Below are 17,207 nucleotides of genomic sequence, written 5' to 3'. Positions count from 1 at the left end.
CCGAAAACTCCCGCGCGACCATTCGAGTGTGATGCACGTCACATGCCGACCTGGTCAAACGTCGTCGTGAAACGTTTCCCCAGGACTCGCCGGGGCGAATGGGACGGCCCTCGACCTGAACGCGCGTCCAGTCATGGGTGAAGCGTGAAACGTGACTCAAGGGTGCTGGCACCTGGGCCGAACGAGTGCAGGTGAGCAACAACACAGCGGCGACCGACGAGCTCGTCACGACGCACCTGCCCCTCGTCGGGTACGCGGTCAGCGAGATGCTGCACCGCGTCCCCCCGACCGTGTCGCGCGACGAGCTCGCGTCGGCCGGCAGCCTCGCGCTGGTGCTCGCCGCCCAGGCGTACGACCCGGCCACCGGGGTGCCGTTCGCCCGCTACGCGTCGCTGCGCATCAAGGGCGCGCTCGTCGACGAGCTGCGGTCGATGGACTGGGCGTCGCGCGGCGCCCGGCAGCGCGTCCGCGAGCTCGCCGCGACCACCGAGCGGCTCACGAGCGTGCTCAAGCGCAAGCCGACGCGCGAGGAGCTCGCGCACGCCATGGGCGTCGACGTCCGGGCCGTCGACGACGCGACCCGCGACGCCGAGCGTCGCGTCCTGTCGATGGACGCGACCGAGGGCACCGTCGCCGACCTCGTCGTCGACCGCGAGCCCACGCCCGAGGAGAGCGTCCTCGCCGACGAGCGCCACCGCTGGCTGCGCGCCGCCGTCGTCACGCTGCCCGACCGCCTGCGCACCGTGATCGAGGGCCTGTTCCTCCAGGACCGCAGCGTCGCCGACCTCGCCGCCGAGCTCGGCGTCACGCAGTCGCGCATCAGCCAGCTCCGCACCGAGGCCCTCGGCCTGCTGCGTGACGGCATGAACGCCGGCCTCGACCCCGACCTCGTGCCCGCGCCCGAGCGCGCCGACGGCGTCGCCGAGCGCCGCCGTCAGTCCTACTTCGCCGCCGTCGCCGCGCGCGCCGCGCTCGTCACGTCGATCCCGACCGCCGACCGGCTGTCGGGCGTGCCGACCCAGCGCGACGTCGTCGCCGCGCCCGACGGGACCCCCGTCGCGGCGCGTCTGCGCGGCGCCTGATCCTCGGCGGCCGGGCGCCGGCCGGGGGACGTCGAGAAATTCCTCGACACAATCCCTCACCGACCGCCCGGACCCGCCGATCTGCAGGGTGTGCCCACGGATGGGCCGCTCAGGACCCGAATCAAGGAGGAAGAGAACCATGGGTCTCTCGATCAACCAGAACATCGCCGCGGTCAACGCCTACCGCAACCTCTCGAACACCCAGAACGACCTCGGCAAGTCGCTCGAGAAGCTGTCGTCGGGCTTCCGCATCAACCGTGCGGCGGACGACGCGGCCGGTCTGGCCATCTCCGAGGGTCTGCGTTCGCAGGTCGGCGGCCTCAAGGTCGCGGCGCGCAACGCCCAGGACGGCATCTCGGTCGTGCAGACGGCTGAGGGCGCCCTGACCGAGGTCCACTCCATCCTGCAGCGCATGCGCGACCTGGGCGTGCAGGCGGCGAACGACTCGAACAACGCCGAGGCGCGGACCAACATCAACGCCGAGGCCACGCAGCTCCGCGAGGAGCTCAGCCGCATCGCCGACGCCACGAACTTCAACGGCACCAAGCTCCTCAACGGCGCGGGCACGCTGAACTTCCAGGTCGGCGCGGACGGCGACCTCAACAGCCGGATCGCCGTCGACCTCTCGTCGGCCGACGTGACGGCCGTGGCGGACGCGCTCACCACGGGCCGCTACGCCCTCACGGGTGCGGTCGACGCCGCCACCGTGACCGGTGACGTCGTCTTCTCGCAGGACGGCGTGGACGTGACGGTCGCGACGGGTGCGGTCGACGCGACCCGCACCGCGGGCGACCTCGCGACGACGCTCAACAGCGACTCGGGCTTCGCCGCCAACTTCAACGCGGCGGTGAACACGAACGGCCAGCTCGTCGTCACGTCGAAGAACTCGTCCTCCGCGGTCACCGTGACCGGCACCGGCACGTCCGCCGGCACCGGTGCGGCGGGTGCGCTCGACTTCTCGTCGCACACCGGCGCGCAGGCCGCGATCAACACGATCGACCAGCAGATCGGCGACGTGTCGACCGCTCGTGCCAACCTCGGTGCGCTGCAGAACCGGTTCGAGCACACGATCAAGAACATCAACGTCTCGGTCGAGAACCTGTCCGCGTCGGAGTCCCGCATCCGCGACACCGACATGGCGTCGGAGATGGTCTCCTTCACCCGCGCGCAGATCCTGTCGCAGGCCGGCACGGCGATGCTCGCGCAGGCCAACCAGATCCCCCAGGGCGTCCTGTCCCTCCTGCGGTGATCCACCCGGTGACCACCCCCCGACCGGGGACGGCCACCACCTAGAGCGCTCCGGTGGCGGGCGGCCCACCAGCCGCCCGCCACCGGCGCCTCAGCACGAGCACGACCCCCCGGGCCCGACGGGCCCGACGACGAGCGGAGCGACGACGCATGGCGACGATGGGCATCGACGGCCTGGTCTCCGGACTCCAGACGACCGACCTCATCAACCAGCTCATGCAGGTCGAGGCCGCGCCGCAGGCGCTGCTGAAGTCCAAGCAGACCGCGACCACGAGCCTCGTCACCGCGCTGCAGTCGCTCAACACCAAGGTGTCGTCGCTCAAGGACGCCGCGACCAAGGCCGCCACCGCGACCTCGTGGGGAGCGACGAAGGCGACCGCGTCCGCGACGTCCGTCACCGCGACGACGACCACGGGCAGCACGCCCACCGAGCTGACCTTCCGGGTCGACGCGCTCGCCGCGAGCCAGGTCTCCCTGACCCCGGCCTACGGCACGCTCCCCGCCGCCGGCAGCACCCTCACCTTCAAGGCCCCCGACGGCACCCTCACCGAGGTCGTCGTCGGCGCGGACGCCGCCGCCACCGCGCGCGCGATCACCGCGTCGAAGGCCGGCGTCAACGCGGTCGCCGTCACGGCGGGCGGCACGACGCGCCTGCAGCTCACCTCCGCCGAGTCGGGCGAGGCCCACGCGTTCGAGGTCTTCGCCGGGACGAAGGCCGAGGTCGAGGGCAGCACCGCGACCGCGGTCGCGCTCACCGAGACGCGCGCCGCGAAGGACGCCGAGATCACCCTGTGGGCCGGCATCGCGGGCGCCGAGCAGACGGTCACGTCGTCCACCAACACGTTCTCCGACGTCCTCGCCGGGACGTCGATCACGGTCTCCAAGGTCGAGGCCGACCCGGTCACGCTGACCGTCAGCCGGGACACCGCGGCGCTCACGTCGCTCGCCTCCGGGCTCGTCGGCTCGCTGGGCGTCGTGCTGTCCGAGATCACGTCCCGCACGGCGACGTCGACGACGACCGACAGCGACGGCCGGACGGTGATCTCCGGCGGCCTGTTCAGCGGCGACTCCGCCGTCCGCGGGCTCCGGCAGCAGCTCCAGTCCGCCGCGTCGTACCCCGTCGACGGCGTGTCCCCGTCCGAGGTCGGCATCACGATCGGCCGCGACGGCACCTTCACGTTCGACGAGAAGAAGTTCCAGGCCGCGCTCACCGCCGACCCGGACAAGGTCCAGAGGGTCGTCTCGGGCCTCGCGCAGCGGGTCGCGGACGTCGCGGGCGAGGCCTCCGACAAGGTCGACGGCACGCTGACGCGCAAGATCACGGGCCAGCAGGACCTCGTCAAGAGCCTCGGCACCCAGATCGACGCGTGGGACCGGCGTCTCGAGCTGCGCCGCGAGGGCCTGCAGAAGACGTACTCCGCGCTCGAGGTCACGCTGTCCAACCTGCAGTCGCAGTCGAGCTGGCTCGCCGGCCAGCTCTCGTCCCTGTCCGCGTCCTCGAGCTCCTGACGCCCACCGGAAGGTCGTCCCTCATGCCTGACATCCGCTCGCGGTACGTGGCCGACGCGGTCGCCACGGTCGGACCCGCGCGCCTGCTCACGATGCTCTACGACCGGATGCTGGTCGACGTCGACCGCGCGGTCGAGTCGTTCGAGGCCGGCGACGTCGTCACGGGCCGCGGCCACCTGCAGCACGCGCAGGAGATCGTCGCCGAGCTCATCGTCAGCCTCGACGAGGACGCCTGGGACGGCGGGCCGCAGCTCATGGCGATCTACCGGTTCCTGCTGGGCGAGCTGATCCGCGCCGGGTCGCGCGGGGACGTCGAGCTCACGACGTCCTGCCGCGCGCTCATCGAGCCGCTCGCGGAGGCCTGGCACGAGGCGGCGCGCTCGCTCGCGCACGTGCCGGTCCCCACCCCGGCGGACGCGCCCGCGCTGGAGACCGCGACCGCGGTCGGCCTGCTCGGCGTCGGCTGACATGCTCGCCCCGGCGGCCGGCGCGGCCGGCACGCCCGCGACGGACTTCCACGCCGCGTGGGTCCGCGCGCTCGACGCGCTCGAGGTCGACGTCGCCGCCGCGGAGGAGCTGCTCCGCACGGCCCACCTCGCGTCGGTCGAGGACGTCGCGCGGTCCGCCGTCTGGCAGCCGCCGCGCGACCTGGGTGCCCTGCCCGTCTCGCTGGAGGCGCGCGGCCAGGCGCTGCTCGACCGCCAGCTCGACGTCGCCCGCCGCACCGCGGAGGCGCTCGTGCGCAGCCGCCGCCACCTCGTCGCGGCCGACGCGCTGCGCCCCGGTCGCCCCGACCTCCCCGTGTACGTCGACGCCCAGGCGTGATGTCACCCGTTCGCCAGTCCTGAAACCTCTCATCGGCCTGGAGGCCCGGTCGATGGGGGGAGTGAGCAAGGATTCGCTCACGCAACAGGCCACGGATCGGCCGCCCCACCCGTCCTCGGGAGAGGTGTACCTGTCATGGGTCTGTTCGACTCCGTGAGCTCCGTCGCGCTCAACAGCGCGCTCGACGGCCTCGCGCTGCGCCAGCGCGCCATCGCCGACAACGTCGCGAACATCCAGACCCCCGGGTTCCAGGCCCGTCGCGTGCGGTTCGAGGACGAGCTGACCCGCGCGGTCGCGCACGGCGACGGTGCCGTGCAGGCGACGACGCACCGGTCGCTCGAGCCCACCCGCGAGGACGGCAACAACGTCAACCTCGACGCCGAGACGCTGCTCAACATCGACACCAACCTGCGCTACCAGCTCGCGACCCAGGCGGTCTCGGGCCAGTTCTCGTCCGTCCGCACCGCCATGAGGACCAGCTGATGACGATCTTCGGAGCGATCGGGATCGCCTCCACGGGCCTGACCGTCCACCGCAAGTGGCTCGACGCCGTGAGCGACAACCTCGCGAACCTCAACACCGTCCGGCCCACGTCGGAGGACGCGTTCCGCGCCAAGTACGTCGTCGCCGCGGAGAGCGCGGGGGAGAACCAGGGCGTGCAGGTCGCCGGCATCGTCGAGGGCAGCGCCGAGGGCCGCCTCGTGTACGAGCCGTCGAACCCGCTGGCCGACGAGGACGGCTACGTCCGGTACCCCGACATCGACATGTCGAGCCAGATGACCCAGCTGATCATGGCCCAGCGCGGCTACCAGGCGAACGCCACGGTCGTGGACCGGGCGCGCGAGACCTACCAGGCGGCCCTGCAGATCGGACGGCAGTGATGACCTTCGCCGTGACCCCCGTGACGGGGGTGCTCCCCACCGGTGCGCTCGACGCGACGCGCGCCGCGACCGCCGCCGACCCGGCCGCCGGTGCGCAGTTCGCCGGCATCCTCGGCTCGATCGAGAACCTGCAGCAGCTGCAGTCGACGTCGAACGAGCTCGCCGTGCGTGCCGTCACGGGTGACCTCGACGACGTGCACGACTACACGATCGCGTCCGCGCAGGCGTCGACCGCGCTCGAGCTCACGGCGGCCGTGCGCAACAAGGCCGTCGAGGCGTTCACCGAGATCATGAGGATGCAGGCCTGATGCCCGCCCAGGTGCAGGCCGCCGTGGACCGTCTCACGGGGGCCGTCAAGCAGTTCTCGCTCGCGCAGCGCACGCTCGCGATCATCGGCGTCGCCGTGCTCGTGCTGGGCGCGTTCGCGCTCTCCACGTGGCTGTCGCGCCCGACGCTGAGCCCGCTGTTCACGGGCCTGTCCGGGGCGGACGCCTCCGCGGTCGTCGACCAGCTCACCGCGGACGGCGTGCAGTACCAGCTCGCCGACGGCGGCTCGACGGTCCTGGTCCCCGAGAAGTCGCTCTACGACCAGCGCATCAAGCTCGCGGCGGCCGGCCTGCCGACGAACGCGGACGGCGGCGGCTACTCGCTGCTCGACGAGATGCCCATGACGTCGAGCGAGTTCCAGCAGCAGACGACGTACCAGCGCGCGCTCGAGGGCGAGCTCGCCCGCACGATCGGCGCGATCGACGGCGTCGAGTCCGCGACCGTGAAGCTCGCGCTGCCCGAGGACTCGGTGTTCGTCTCCGAGAAGGCCGACCCGACCGCGTCGGTGTTCGTCCGCACCCGTCCCGGCACGTCGCTGTCCGTCGACCAGGTGCAGGCGATCGTGCACCTCGTCTCCGCCGGCATCGACGGCATGAAGCCCACCGACGTGGCCGTCGTCGACTCGACGGGCGAGGTCCTGTCCGCGGTCGGCACCGGCACGACGGGCGGCCTCGGCGGACAGCAGGCGAGCGACTACGAGGCGCGCGTCGCCGCGTCGGTGCAGGCGCTGCTCGACCGCGTCGTCGGCCCCGGGAAGTCCGCCGTCACGGTGACCGCCGAGGTCGACCAGAGCCAGACCGACCGGACCACCGAGGAGTTCGCGGCGACGCCCGACACCCCGCCGCTCGCGTCCTCGACGACGACCGAGAAGTACGAGGGCGGGGCCGCGTCGGGTGCCGCCGGCGTGCTCGGCCCGGACAACATCCAGGTGCCGGGCGGCGACGGGGCGGACGGGTCCGGCTCGTACGAGTCGACGACCGAGGACCGCACCAACGCCGTCAACAAGACCACCGAGCGCGTGCAGCAGGGCCCGGGCGCGATCGAGCGGCAGTCCGTCGCGGTCGTGCTGGACGAGAAGGCCGCAGCGCCGATCGACCTCGCGGAGCTGCGCGACACGATCGCGGCCGCCGCGGGCATCGACGCGGAGCGCGGCGACACCGTCGCCGTCCAGGCCGTGCCGTTCGACACGACGCAGGCCGAGGCCGCGGGCGAGGCGCTCGCCGCGGCGGACGCCGCCGCGAAGGCCGCCGAGCAGCGGTCGCTCATCCAGCAGGCCGCGATCGGCGCTGTCGTGCTCGCGCTGCTGCTGGCGGTCGCGATCGGCATGACGCGGCGCTCGCGCAAGGCCCGCCGCACGGCGATCGACCTGGGCGCGCTCCAGCCGGTCCTCGACGACGACACGCGCCTCGCGCTCGAGGGCCTCCCCGAGGACGCCCTGCCCGAGCTGCCGGCCGGCCCGCTGCCCACCGAGCCCGACCCGGTGTCGCGCAAGCGTGCCGAGATCTCCGCGCTCGCCGACGAGCAGCCGCAGGAGGTCGCGGACCTCCTGCGCGGCTGGCTCGGCACCGCGACCCCGGCGGGACGCCGCTGATGGCCCCGCTCACCGGCACCCAGAAGGCGGCCATGCTGCTGCTGCAGCTCGGACGCGACCGGGCGGCGCGCGTCATGGCGCAGCTCGACGTGTCCGAGATCGAGGAGCTCACCGCCGAGATCCTGCGGCTCGAGCGCGTCGACCAGCGGCTCGCCGACGAGGTCCTCGAGGAGTTCCACGCCGTGTCCGTCGTCGGACCCGGCGTCGGCGGCGGCATGGGTCTCGCGCAGCACCTGCTGGTCGCGTCGCTCGGCGCCGAGCAGGCCGCCGACGTGCTCGAGCGCCTCCAGACGACGATGCAGGGGCAGCCGTTCGAGTTCCTCCAGCACGCCGACGCGCGCCAGGTCGTCTCGCTGCTGTCGAGCGAGCACCCGCAGGCCATCGCGCTCGTGCTCGCGCACCTCAAGCCCGACCACGCGGGCATCATCCTCGCGGGCCTCGACCCCGAGCTGCAGGCGGACATCGCGCACCGCATCGCGCTCATGGAGCGCGCGTCGCCGGACGTCGTGCAGGTCATCGCGGAGACGCTGCAGCGCAAGGCGTCGAGCGTCCTGCAGGCCAACGACTTCGCCGCGGTCGGCGGCGTCCAGCCGCTCGTCGAGATCATCAACCGCGCCGACCCCGGCACCGAGAAGGTCATCCTCGAGGGCCTGGCCGCACGTGACGAGGAGCTCGCGGAGGAGGTCCGCAGCCGCATGTTCGTGTTCGCGGACATCACGCTGCTCGAGGACCGCGCGATGCAGCTCGTGCTGCGCCAGGTCGAGACCGCCCAGCTGTCCGTCGCGCTCAAGGGCGTCAGCGACGGGGTCCGCGAGACCGTCATGCGGAACCTGTCCGAGCGGGCGCGGGAGAACCTGCTGGAGGAGATCGAGCTGCTCGGCCCCGTGCGCCTCTCGCTCGTCGAGGACGCGCGCGCGGCCATCGTCCAGGTGATCCGTCGCCTGGAGGAGAGCGGCCAGATCGTGATCCGGCGCGACGCGGAGGACGAGCTCGTTGCCTGACCTCGGATTCGTCCCCACGCCGCGTCCCACCCCGGACGGCTCCGCGACACCCGCCGCGGAGCCGGCCGCGCCCGCCCCCGCGCGGGCCGTCGTCGCCGCCGCGCTCCCGGCCGTCACCGGCGTGCCGGTCACGTCGACCGCGTTCGCCCCGGCCGGTGCGGCGGCGGCCTCGGTCGCCACCCGGCCGACCGCCGAGCCGGTGCTGTTCACGCCGTCTCCGCTCGCGGCCGCCGCCACCGCCGCCCCGGTGATCGACCGCGCCGCGTCGGAGGCCGCACGCGCCGAGGGGTTCGCCGCCGGCTACGCGGCCGGTGCCCGCGAGGCCGCGCGCGTCGCGCAGGAGGAGTCGGTGCGCGTCCGCGCGGCCGCCGAGGAGCGCCGCGTCGCCGCGCAGGTCGCGCTCGACCGTGCCCTCGACGCGCTGCAGGTCGCCGCCTCGGCCGCCGCGGCCCGGACCGTGCCCGTCGTCGCGGACGTCGAGCACCTCCTGCACGTGGCCGCGCTCGACCTCGCCACCGCGGTCCTGGGCGTCGAGCTCACGGACCACGCGCAGGGGGCCCGTGCCGCGCTCGCCCGCGTGCTCGCCCGGGTCGACGCGGCCGAGCCCGTCACGGTCCGGATGCACCCCGACGACCTCGCGGCCGTCGACGCCGTGACGGACGCGACGGCCGGCCCTGCCCCCACGCTGCCCGCGACCGTGACCCTCGTCGCGGACGCCACGCTCGTGCCCGGCGACGCGGTCGCCGAGCTGCCCGACGGGTACCTCGACGCCCGCGTCACGACCGCGCTGGCCCGCGCGCGCGCCGCCCTGGAGCAGGCGTGACGGCGACCCTCGACGCGCCCGTCGCCCCCGTCCGCGCGACCGCGCCCGGCGCCCCCGCGCGCGGACCCGCCCCCGCGCACGGTGCCGCCCCCGTGCTCGGTGCCCCCGCGTGGCACCGCGTGCTCGCCGCCGCCGCCCCCGAGCGGGTCGGCACGGTGCGCACGGTCGTCGGCCTGACGATCGAGGTCGTCGGGACGGGTGCCGCGGTGGGCGAGCTCGTGCGCGTCGGCGACGACGTCCTCGCGGAGGTCGTCGCGACCGCCGGCGCGACCGCCCGGTGCATGCCCCTCGGCCCGACCACGGGACTGCGCGCCGGCATCCCGGCCCGCCCGCTCCACGAGCCGCTGCGCGTGCCGGTCGGGCCCGGCCTGCTCGGACGCGTGCTCGACGGGCTCGGTCGCCCCATCGACGGCAAGGGCCCGCTGCGGGCGCAGGCGTGGGTGCCGCTCGACGGCCGCGCGCCGCACCCGCTCGAGCGCAGCCGCGTCGAGGAGCCGCTCGACCTGGGCGTCCGCGTGCTCGACACCCTCGTCACCGTCGGCCGCGGCCAGCGGCTCGGCCTGTTCGCCGGGTCCGGCGTCGGCAAGTCGAGCCTGCTGTCGATGGTCGCGCGCGGGACCGACGCCGAGGTGTCCGTCATCGCGCTCGTGGGCGAGCGCGGGCGCGAGGTCCGCGAGTTCCTCGAGGACGACCTCGGTCCCGAGGGGCTGGCCCGCTCGGTCGTCGTCATCGCGACCTCCGACGAGCCGCCGCTCGTCCGCCTGCGCTCCGCGTTCCTCGCGACCCGGATCGCCGAGCAGCTGCGCGACGAGGGCCGGCACGCGGTCCTCATGATGGACTCGCTCACGCGCGTCGCGATGGCGCAGCGCGAGATCGGCCTCTCCGTCGGCGAGCCGCCCGCGACCCGCGGCTACCCGCCGTCGACGTTCGCGCTGCTCGCGCAGCTCCTGGAGCGCGCCGGGACCGGTGCGACCGGGTCCGTCACCGGCCTCTACACGGTCCTCGTCGACGGCGACGACCACAACGAGCCCATCGCCGACGCCGCGCGCTCGATCCTCGACGGGCACGTCGTCCTCGACCGCCGCCTCGCCGTCGCCGGGCACTTCCCGAGCGTCGATGCCCTCGGCTCGATCAGCCGCGTCGCGTCGCGCGTCACGACCCCCGAGCAGCGCGACGCCGCGCGCCGGCTGCGCGCCGTCATGGCCGCCCGCCGCCAGGCGCAGGACCTGCTCGACGTCGGCGCGTACGTCGCCGGCTCGAACCCGCTCGTCGACGCCGCCGTGACGCACGGCCGCGCGATCGACGCGTTCCTGCGGCAGGACATCGACGACGTCGTCCCGTCCGCGCAGGCGTGGTCGCACCTGTCCGCGCTCGTCCAGCAGCTGGGGGACGTCGCATGACCCGCTCCTTCCCGCTCGCCGGCCTGCTGCGCGTGCGCGCCCTCGCGGAGGAGCGCGCCGCCGGCGAGCTCGCCGCGGCCCGTCGCGCCGAGCAGGCCGCCGCCGACCGCGCCCGCGAGACGCGCGAGCGCCTCACCGGTTCCACGCTGCCCGACATGGCCGACGACCTGGCCTTCCGCGCGTCGGTCGCGTCGCGCGCGTCGCTCGTCGCGCTGCTCGAGGAGCACGGCGAGCGGGTCGTCGCGGCCCAGGCGCACACCGACGAGCGGACCGACGTCTGGGTCGCCGCCCGCCGCGACGCGCGCGCCGTCGAGCGGCTGGAGGAGCGGCACGACGCCACCGTCCGCGCCGAGGAGCTGCACGCCGAGCAGGTCGTGCTCGACGAGGTCGCGGGCCGCCGCGCCGGACGGGAGGACGCATGACGCTCGACGGGATCGCGACCGTGCAGGCACGCATGGCCGAGCTGCGGTCGCTCGTCGCGCCGCCGCGCACGTCCGCGCCGACGACGACGGCGGCCACGGTGTCCACCGCGTCCGCCGCGGTCGCCACGACGACCGGTGACGACTTCCAGACGCTCCTCGCGTCGCTCTCCGGCGCGTCCGGCCCGGCCCCCGCGTCCGGTACCACCGGCGGGGCGACGGGGCAGTCGTTCGTCGCCGCCGCGCAGAAGTACGTCGGCGTCCCCTACGTGTGGGGCGGCGAGTCGCTCGACGAGGGCGGCCTCGACTGCTCGGGCCTCGTGGTCCGCGCGCTCGCCGACGTCGGCGTCCGCGACGTCCCGCGCGTCGCGCGCGACCAGCAGCGGATGGGCGAGCCCGTCGCGTCCCTCGACCAGGCGCTGCCCGGTGACCTCGTCGTCTTCGGCGGCGGCACGCACATCGGCATCTACGTGGGCGACGGCAAGATGGTCGACGCACCCAAGCCGGGCGCGCACGTCGTCGTGCGGGACGTCTACACGACGCCCACGGCGATCCGCCGCATCCTCCCCCAGGAGCAGCCGACGACCGTGTCGGCTGGTGTCGCCGCGCTCGGTGGCAGCGGCGGCGCGTCCGCCACGGCCGCGAGCCAGCGGGCCGCGATGGAGCTCCTCGCGTCGCTGTCCGGCACGCGGGACCCGTCGTCCGTGGCCGGCCTCGCGAGCGCGCTGGGGGTGGCCTCGTGACCGCCACGACCCCCTCCGTGACCACGGCCGCCGCGCGCACGTCGCGCGGGACCGGCCCCGCCGCCGTGCCGGGTGCGGGTGACGCGTTCGCCCGCACCTTCGACGCGGTCCAGGCCCGCGACGTGCGCTCCGGACCGGCACGCGACGACGTGCGCGGTACCTCGACGGGCCGCGTCGCCGACCGCCCGGCGGACCGTGCCGGGCGTCCGGCCGACCGTGCCGACCGTGCCGCGGGCGACCGTGCCGACCGCGCCGGTCGCACCGACCGTGCGGCGGGCCGCCCCGCCACCGACGGCTCCGCACGCCCCGACGCTGTCGACCCCCTGCGCGAGCCGGGCGCCGCCGCCGCGGGCGACCCGACGACGACCGACCCGACGACGACCGACCCGAACGCGACCGCCGAGGCCGCGACCGCCGCCGCGCCGACGCCCGCGACGACCCCCGTCCCGGACGCACCGCTCGCCGCTGCGACCACCGTCGTCCCCGCCGCCACGGTGCTCGCCGCCGTCGCCGCGGGCACCCCGACGGCCCTGACCGGCGACGCGGTCGCGACCGCTGCCGGCACCCCCGCCGGCACCGCGGCGGGCCTCACGGGCACGGCCGCGACACCGGGTCCCGACGCGCTCGTCCTCGGCGCGACACCCGCCGCGCCGGCAGGCGTCGCGGACGCCACGGACGGCGGCGACGGCACCGGTGCCACGGGCACGGCCGGGACCACGACGACCACCACGGCACCCGGCGCGACCGTCCCGGGGACCGGGACCGCCCCGACGAGCCCCGCGACACCGGCGACGTCGACCGTCCCGACCGGCGCCACCGGCGCCCCGGCGTCGGCGGCCGGTGCGCGGCCCGACGCCCCGGGGTCCGCTGCCACGCCCGCCGGCGACCCCGCCCGCGCGGCGACCGCCCCGGGCGAGACCGCCACGAGCGCGACCCCGGCGGGCGCGACGACGTTCGCCGCCGCGCTCACGGGCCAGACGACGGCCGCGCCCACCACGTCGACGACGCCGGCCACCCCCGCCCACGCGGCGGCGAGCCCGGGCAGCCCGGCACCGGCACCGTTCGCCGAGCAGCTCGGCGCGCGGCTCACGGCGCTCGGCGGCCTCGGCCACGGGCGGCACGTCCTCACCGTCCCGGTCGACCCGGAGCACCTCGGCCCGGTCCGCGTCGTCGCGCACATCGCGGCCGACCAGGTCCGCGTCGAGCTCGTCGGCGGCACGGAGGCGTCGCGCGAGGCGCTGCGCGGCGCGCTCGCGGACCTGCGCCGCGACCTCAGCCGCGACCTCGGCGGTCTCGACGTGCAGGTCGGGGTCGGCGGCGACGCGCCGTCGGACCGCCCGGACCCGGGGGCGGCCCGCACGCCCGCGGAGGCCCGGACGGGTCGCGCGGCCGTGGGCGGCGCCGACGCCGGACCGTCCGCGTCGAGCAGCGGCCCGCGCCGCGCGTCGTCCGGTCTGGACGTCGACCTGTGACCCGGCCCGGGCGACACGGCGCCCCACCGGGACCGCCGCCCCGACCCGCCCCCCACGACCCCGGCACCCGCCCCCGACCCCGCACCCCGCAGGAGACACCATGAGCATCGACGTCTCGTTCCTCGGCGCGACGAGCCGCACGGCGGACACGTCGGGCTCGAAGGCCACCAAGGAGCTCGACAAGCAGGCGTTCCTCGACCTGCTCGTCGCCCAGCTGCGCAACCAGGACCCGTCGGCCCCGATGGACTCCTCGCAGCTCATGACCCAGACGACCCAGCTCTCCACGATGGAGTCGCTGGTCGCCCTGGCCGACACGCAGCGTGAGTCGTTCGCGCTGCAGATGCGGATGTCGGCAGCCCAGCTCGTCGGGCAGCAGATCACCTGGACCGACGCGGACGGAGCCGAGCAGTCGGGCGTCGTCACCGCCGTGTCCTACGCGGGCCCTGTGCCCACCGTGAAGGTCGGTGACACGGACGTCACCCTCGACGCGGTCTCGGCGGTCACCTCCGCCACCCCCGCCTCCGGCGCTCCCGCCACCACCGCCTGACCCCGCGCAGCACCCCTGCCGAAAGGAACCACCGCCATGCTCCGCTCGCTCTTCTCCGGCATCTCCGGTCTGCGCGCCCACCAGACCCAGCTCGACGTCACGGGCAACAACATCGCCAACGTCAACACGACGGGCTTCAAGGCGTCGCAGACGCAGTTCCAGGACACGCTCAGCCAGATGCTCCAGAACGGTGCGGGCGCGCAGGACGGCGTCGGCGGCACGAACCCGGCGCAGGTCGGCCTGGGCGTGCGCGTCGCGGGCATCACGACGAACTTCACGCAGGGTGCGTCGCAGATGACGGGCCGCAGCACCGACATGATGATCCAGGGCGACGGGTTCTTCGTGGTCCGCAAGGGCAACGAGTCGTACTACACGCGCGCCGGGTCGTTCGACTTCGACGCGACCGGCCAGATGGTGCTCCCGGGCGAGGGGGCGCTCGTGCAGGGCTGGGCGGCGGTGAACGGCGTCGTCGACACGAACGGCCCGCTCGTCGACCTGCGCGTCCCGGCCGGCACGCTCATGCCCGCGGTCGCGACGTCGACGGCGGCGTACGAGGGCAACCTCGACGCGGACGCGGCGGACGGCACGACGATCAACCGCACGATCGACGTCTACGACGCGACGGGCGCGGCGCGCGAGCTCGAGCTCACGTTCACCAAGTCCGCGACGGGCTGGTCGCTCACGGCGACCGACGGGACGGCGACGGTCAACGCGGGCGCGATGACGTTCACCGCGGCGGGCGCGCTCACGACGCCGACGACGGTCACGGTCGGCGGCGTCGCGGTCGACCTGTCGACGATCACCGGCTTCTCGGGCATCGACTCGGTCAAGGCGCGCACCCAGAACGGCCAGGCGGCCGGCGTCCTGCAGTCGTTCGCGCTGGGCGCCGACGGCACCATCACGGGCGCGTTCTCGAACGGCCTCAAGCAGACGATCGGCCGGCTGGCGATCGGCTCGTTCACCAACCCGTCGGGCCTGGAGAAGGCGGGCGGCTCGCTGTTCCGCACGTCGGTCAACTCGGGCGACGCGCAGGTCGGCGCGGCGGGCACGGGAGGCCGCGGCACGCTGGCCGGCGGCGCGCTGGAGATGTCGAACGTCGACCTGTCCAGCGAGTTCACCAGCCTGATCATCGCCCAGCGCGGGTTCCAGGCGAACAGCCGCGTCATCACGACGTCGGACGAGGTCCTGCAGGAGCTGGTCAACCTCAAGCGCTGACCCGCGACCCGCGCGACGGCCCCGCACACCTCCACGGTGCGGGGCCGTCGTGCTGTCCGGCGGGCGTCAGCACGGACCTCGGTGCGGACCTCGGCGCGGGTCTCAGCGCGGCGTCGACGCCGACGTCGAAGCGCGTGGTCGAAGCGCATCGAGCCCCGACCCGCCGTACTTAAGCGATTAGGTGCTCCGCATCCGCTCGCGCCGGCCCCGTGACGTCGGGTTTCCTCGTCAGGACCCCGAGCCAGCCGAGACACCAGGGAGCACCCCGCATGTCCACCCGCAGATCCGCCGCCGCGCTCCTCGCTGCCGCGGCCGTCGCCGTCGGCGGTCTCACCGCCGTCACGGCCAGCGCCGCCCAGGCCGCCGCCGGCTGCCGCGTGAGCTACGACGTGACGAACCAGTGGCAGAGCGGCTTCGGCGCCAACGTCACGATCACCAACCTCGGCGACCCGGTGTCGTCGTGGAAGCTCGACTGGACGTACGCCGCCGGCCAGAAGGTCACCCAGCTCTGGAACGGCAACGTCACGACCAACGGCTCGCAGGTGTCCGTCACCAACGTGTCGTGGAACGGCCAGATCGGGACCGGCGGCACGACGTCGTTCGGGTTCAACGGCTCGTGGAGCGGCTCGAACCCCGTCCCGACGTCGTTCAGCCTCAACGGCACCACGTGCACCGGCGGGACGGTCCCGACGTCGACGCCGACGGTCACCCCGACCCAGACGCCGACGCCCACCGTGACGCCGACCCCGACCCCGACCCCGACGCCGACGGTCACGCCGCAGCCCTCGGGCAGCTTCTACGTCGACACGGCGAACCAGTCCTACAAGGCGTGGCAGGCCGCGTCGGGCACCGACAAGACGCTGCTCGCGAAGATCGCCCTCACGCCGCAGTCGTACTGGGTCGGCAACTGGACCGAGGCGTCGAAGGCGCAGGCCGAGGTCGCCGACTACACCGGCCGTGCCGTGGCCGCCGGCAAGACGCCGACGCTCGTCGTCTACGCCATCCCGGGCCGTGACTGCGGCTCCCACTCGGGCGGCGGCGTCGCCGAGTCCGAGTACGCGCGCTGGATCGACACCATCGCGCAGGGCATCAAGGGCAACCCGATCGTCGTCCTCGAGCCCGACGCGCTCGCGCAGCTCGGCGACTGCTCCGGCCAGGGCGACCGGATCGGCTTCCTCAAGTACGCGGCGAAGTCGCTGACGCTCAAGGGCGCGAAGGTCTACATCGACGCCGGCCACTCCGCGTGGCTGTCGGTCGACACGGCGGTCAACCGGCTCAACCAGGTCGGCTTCGAGTACGCCGTGGGCTTCGCGCTCAACACGTCGAACTACCAGACGACCGCCGCGAGCAAGTCGTACGGCCAGCAGATCTCGCAGCGCCTCGGCGGCAAGGGCTTCGTCATCGACACCTCGCGCAACGGCAACGGCTCGAACGGCGAGTGGTGCAACCCGCGCGGTCGCGCGCTCGGCGAGAAGCCCACGTACGTCAACGACGGCTCCGGCCTCGTCGCGCTCCTGTGGGTCAAGCTGCCCGGCGAGTCCGACGGCTCGTGCAACGGTGGCCCCGCCGCGGGCCAGTGGTGGCAGGAGATCGCCCTGGAGCTCGCGCGCAACGCCAAGTGGTGAGCCGGCGACCCGCCTGAGCGGGCCCCCCGACGAGCCCCGCGGACCACCCTCGTCCGCGGGGCTCGTCCGTGCCCGGGCGCGCCCGCGCGGTGCACGGCAGGGGAGGATGGGCGGGTGCCTCCCCGACGACGGACCTCTCCCGACGACGGACGCGCCGCGCTCGACGTGTGGCGCGCCGACCCCGCGGCCGTGCCGGTCGCGGCCCGGCGGACGGCGGTGCGGTTCACGCTCGAGGAGCTCGCCGACGTCGCGCCCGGGAACGCCGTCGAGGTGCGCGTCCCGCCCGACGGCGCGGTCCAGGCCGTCGAGGGTCCTCGTCACACCCGCGGCACCCCGCCGAACGTCGTCGAGACCGACCCGGGCACGTGGCTCGCGCTCGTGACGGGCGCGACGACCTGGGCGGACGCCGTCGCGGCCGGTGCCGTGCGGGCGTCGGGGGAGCGCGCCGACCTGTCCGCGTGGCTGCCGCTCCAGGCCGCCCGCCGCCGTGGCTGACGGG

General features: G+C 74.8%; 19 protein-coding genes. All 19 read left to right on the top strand.

Going from position 1 to position 17,207, the window contains the following annotated elements; all coding sequences use genetic code 11:
- The first annotated feature begins 191 nt into the window (after positions 1-191).
- The 19 genes from OOT42_RS16750 (at position 192) to OOT42_RS16660 (ending at position 17,203) form a co-directional block, all read left to right on the top strand.
- On the top strand, positions 192-1,082 hold the full coding sequence (locus tag OOT42_RS16750; protein WP_273652285.1) for a sigma-70 family RNA polymerase sigma factor: 891 nt from the start codon (positions 192-194) through the stop codon (positions 1,080-1,082).
- A 139-nt stretch (positions 1,083-1,221) separates the two neighbouring features.
- Entirely contained in the window at positions 1,222-2,331 is a 1,110-nt protein-coding gene (locus OOT42_RS16745; RefSeq protein WP_273652284.1) for a flagellin, read from the top strand.
- A 149-nt stretch (positions 2,332-2,480) separates the two neighbouring features.
- Positions 2,481-3,839, top strand: coding sequence for a flagellar filament capping protein FliD (gene fliD / locus OOT42_RS16740; protein ID WP_273652283.1), 1,359 nt, complete (start codon positions 2,481-2,483; stop codon positions 3,837-3,839).
- Positions 3,840-3,862: 23 nt separating this feature from the next.
- Positions 3,863-4,306: a flagellar export chaperone FliS gene (fliS, locus tag OOT42_RS16735; protein ID WP_273652282.1), complete on the top strand. Its 444-nt coding sequence runs from the start codon at positions 3,863-3,865 to the stop codon at positions 4,304-4,306.
- 1 nt (position 4,307) lies between these two features.
- Positions 4,308-4,664: a hypothetical protein gene (locus tag OOT42_RS16730; RefSeq protein ID WP_273652281.1), complete on the top strand. Its 357-nt coding sequence runs from the start codon at positions 4,308-4,310 to the stop codon at positions 4,662-4,664.
- A 135-nt stretch (positions 4,665-4,799) separates the two neighbouring features.
- Positions 4,800-5,147 carry a flagellar basal body rod protein FlgB gene (locus OOT42_RS16725; protein ID WP_273652280.1) on the top strand — a complete coding sequence of 116 codons (348 nt, stop codon included), beginning with the start codon at positions 4,800-4,802 and terminating at the stop codon, positions 5,145-5,147.
- Complete coding sequence (gene flgC / locus OOT42_RS16720; protein ID WP_124344292.1) at positions 5,147-5,545, top strand: flagellar basal body rod protein FlgC; 399 nt, start codon at positions 5,147-5,149, stop codon at positions 5,543-5,545. The genes OOT42_RS16725 and flgC overlap by 1 nt, the downstream gene beginning before the upstream one ends.
- Positions 5,545-5,853, top strand: coding sequence for a flagellar hook-basal body complex protein FliE (gene fliE, locus OOT42_RS16715; protein ID WP_124344291.1), 309 nt, complete (start codon positions 5,545-5,547; stop codon positions 5,851-5,853). The genes flgC and fliE overlap by 1 nt, the downstream gene beginning before the upstream one ends.
- Positions 5,853-7,463: a flagellar basal-body MS-ring/collar protein FliF gene (gene fliF / locus OOT42_RS16710; protein ID WP_273652279.1), complete on the top strand. Its 1,611-nt coding sequence runs from the start codon at positions 5,853-5,855 to the stop codon at positions 7,461-7,463. The genes fliE and fliF overlap by 1 nt, the downstream gene beginning before the upstream one ends.
- A complete protein-coding gene (gene fliG, locus OOT42_RS16705; protein WP_273652278.1) occupies positions 7,463-8,464 on the top strand; it encodes a flagellar motor switch protein FliG in 1,002 nt (333 codons plus the stop codon). The genes fliF and fliG overlap by 1 nt, the downstream gene beginning before the upstream one ends.
- Positions 8,457-9,287, top strand: coding sequence for a FliH/SctL family protein (locus OOT42_RS16700; protein WP_273652277.1), 831 nt, complete (start codon positions 8,457-8,459; stop codon positions 9,285-9,287). The genes fliG and OOT42_RS16700 overlap by 8 nt, the downstream gene beginning before the upstream one ends.
- A 92-nt stretch (positions 9,288-9,379) precedes the next feature.
- Positions 9,380-10,687 (top strand): FliI/YscN family ATPase, encoded by a 1,308-nt coding sequence (locus OOT42_RS16695; protein ID WP_273654874.1) that lies wholly within the window; start codon positions 9,380-9,382, stop codon positions 10,685-10,687.
- A complete protein-coding gene (locus OOT42_RS16690; RefSeq protein ID WP_273652276.1) occupies positions 10,684-11,109 on the top strand; it encodes a flagellar export protein FliJ in 426 nt (141 codons plus the stop codon). Before OOT42_RS16695 ends, OOT42_RS16690 begins: the two co-directional genes overlap by 4 nt.
- A complete protein-coding gene (locus OOT42_RS16685) occupies positions 11,106-11,849 on the top strand; it encodes a C40 family peptidase (protein ID WP_273652275.1) in 744 nt (247 codons plus the stop codon). Before OOT42_RS16690 ends, OOT42_RS16685 begins: the two co-directional genes overlap by 4 nt.
- Positions 11,846-13,321 carry a flagellar hook-length control protein FliK gene (locus OOT42_RS16680; RefSeq protein WP_273652274.1) on the top strand — a complete coding sequence of 492 codons (1,476 nt, stop codon included), beginning with the start codon at positions 11,846-11,848 and terminating at the stop codon, positions 13,319-13,321. The genes OOT42_RS16685 and OOT42_RS16680 overlap by 4 nt, the downstream gene beginning before the upstream one ends.
- A gap of 100 nt (positions 13,322-13,421) precedes the next feature.
- Positions 13,422-13,868 carry a flagellar hook assembly protein FlgD gene (locus tag OOT42_RS16675; RefSeq protein WP_273652273.1) on the top strand — a complete coding sequence of 149 codons (447 nt, stop codon included), beginning with the start codon at positions 13,422-13,424 and terminating at the stop codon, positions 13,866-13,868.
- A 36-nt stretch (positions 13,869-13,904) separates the two neighbouring features.
- Positions 13,905-15,083, top strand: coding sequence for a flagellar hook protein FlgE (locus OOT42_RS16670; RefSeq protein ID WP_273652272.1), 1,179 nt, complete (start codon positions 13,905-13,907; stop codon positions 15,081-15,083).
- 269 nt (positions 15,084-15,352) lie between these two features.
- Positions 15,353-16,708 (top strand): glycoside hydrolase family 6 protein, encoded by a 1,356-nt coding sequence (locus tag OOT42_RS16665; RefSeq protein WP_273652271.1) that lies wholly within the window; start codon positions 15,353-15,355, stop codon positions 16,706-16,708.
- A gap of 114 nt (positions 16,709-16,822) precedes the next feature.
- Positions 16,823-17,203 carry a sterol carrier family protein gene (locus OOT42_RS16660; protein ID WP_273652270.1) on the top strand — a complete coding sequence of 127 codons (381 nt, stop codon included), beginning with the start codon at positions 16,823-16,825 and terminating at the stop codon, positions 17,201-17,203.
- Positions 17,204-17,207 lie beyond the last annotated feature (4 nt).

The sequence above is a fragment of the Cellulomonas fimi genome, from assembly GCF_028583725.1.
Taxonomy (GTDB): Bacteria; Actinomycetota; Actinomycetes; order Actinomycetales; family Cellulomonadaceae; genus Cellulomonas; species Cellulomonas fimi_B.
The sequence above is the reverse complement of the archived record's forward strand: the minus strand, read 5'-3'. Positions and strand labels throughout refer to the sequence as shown.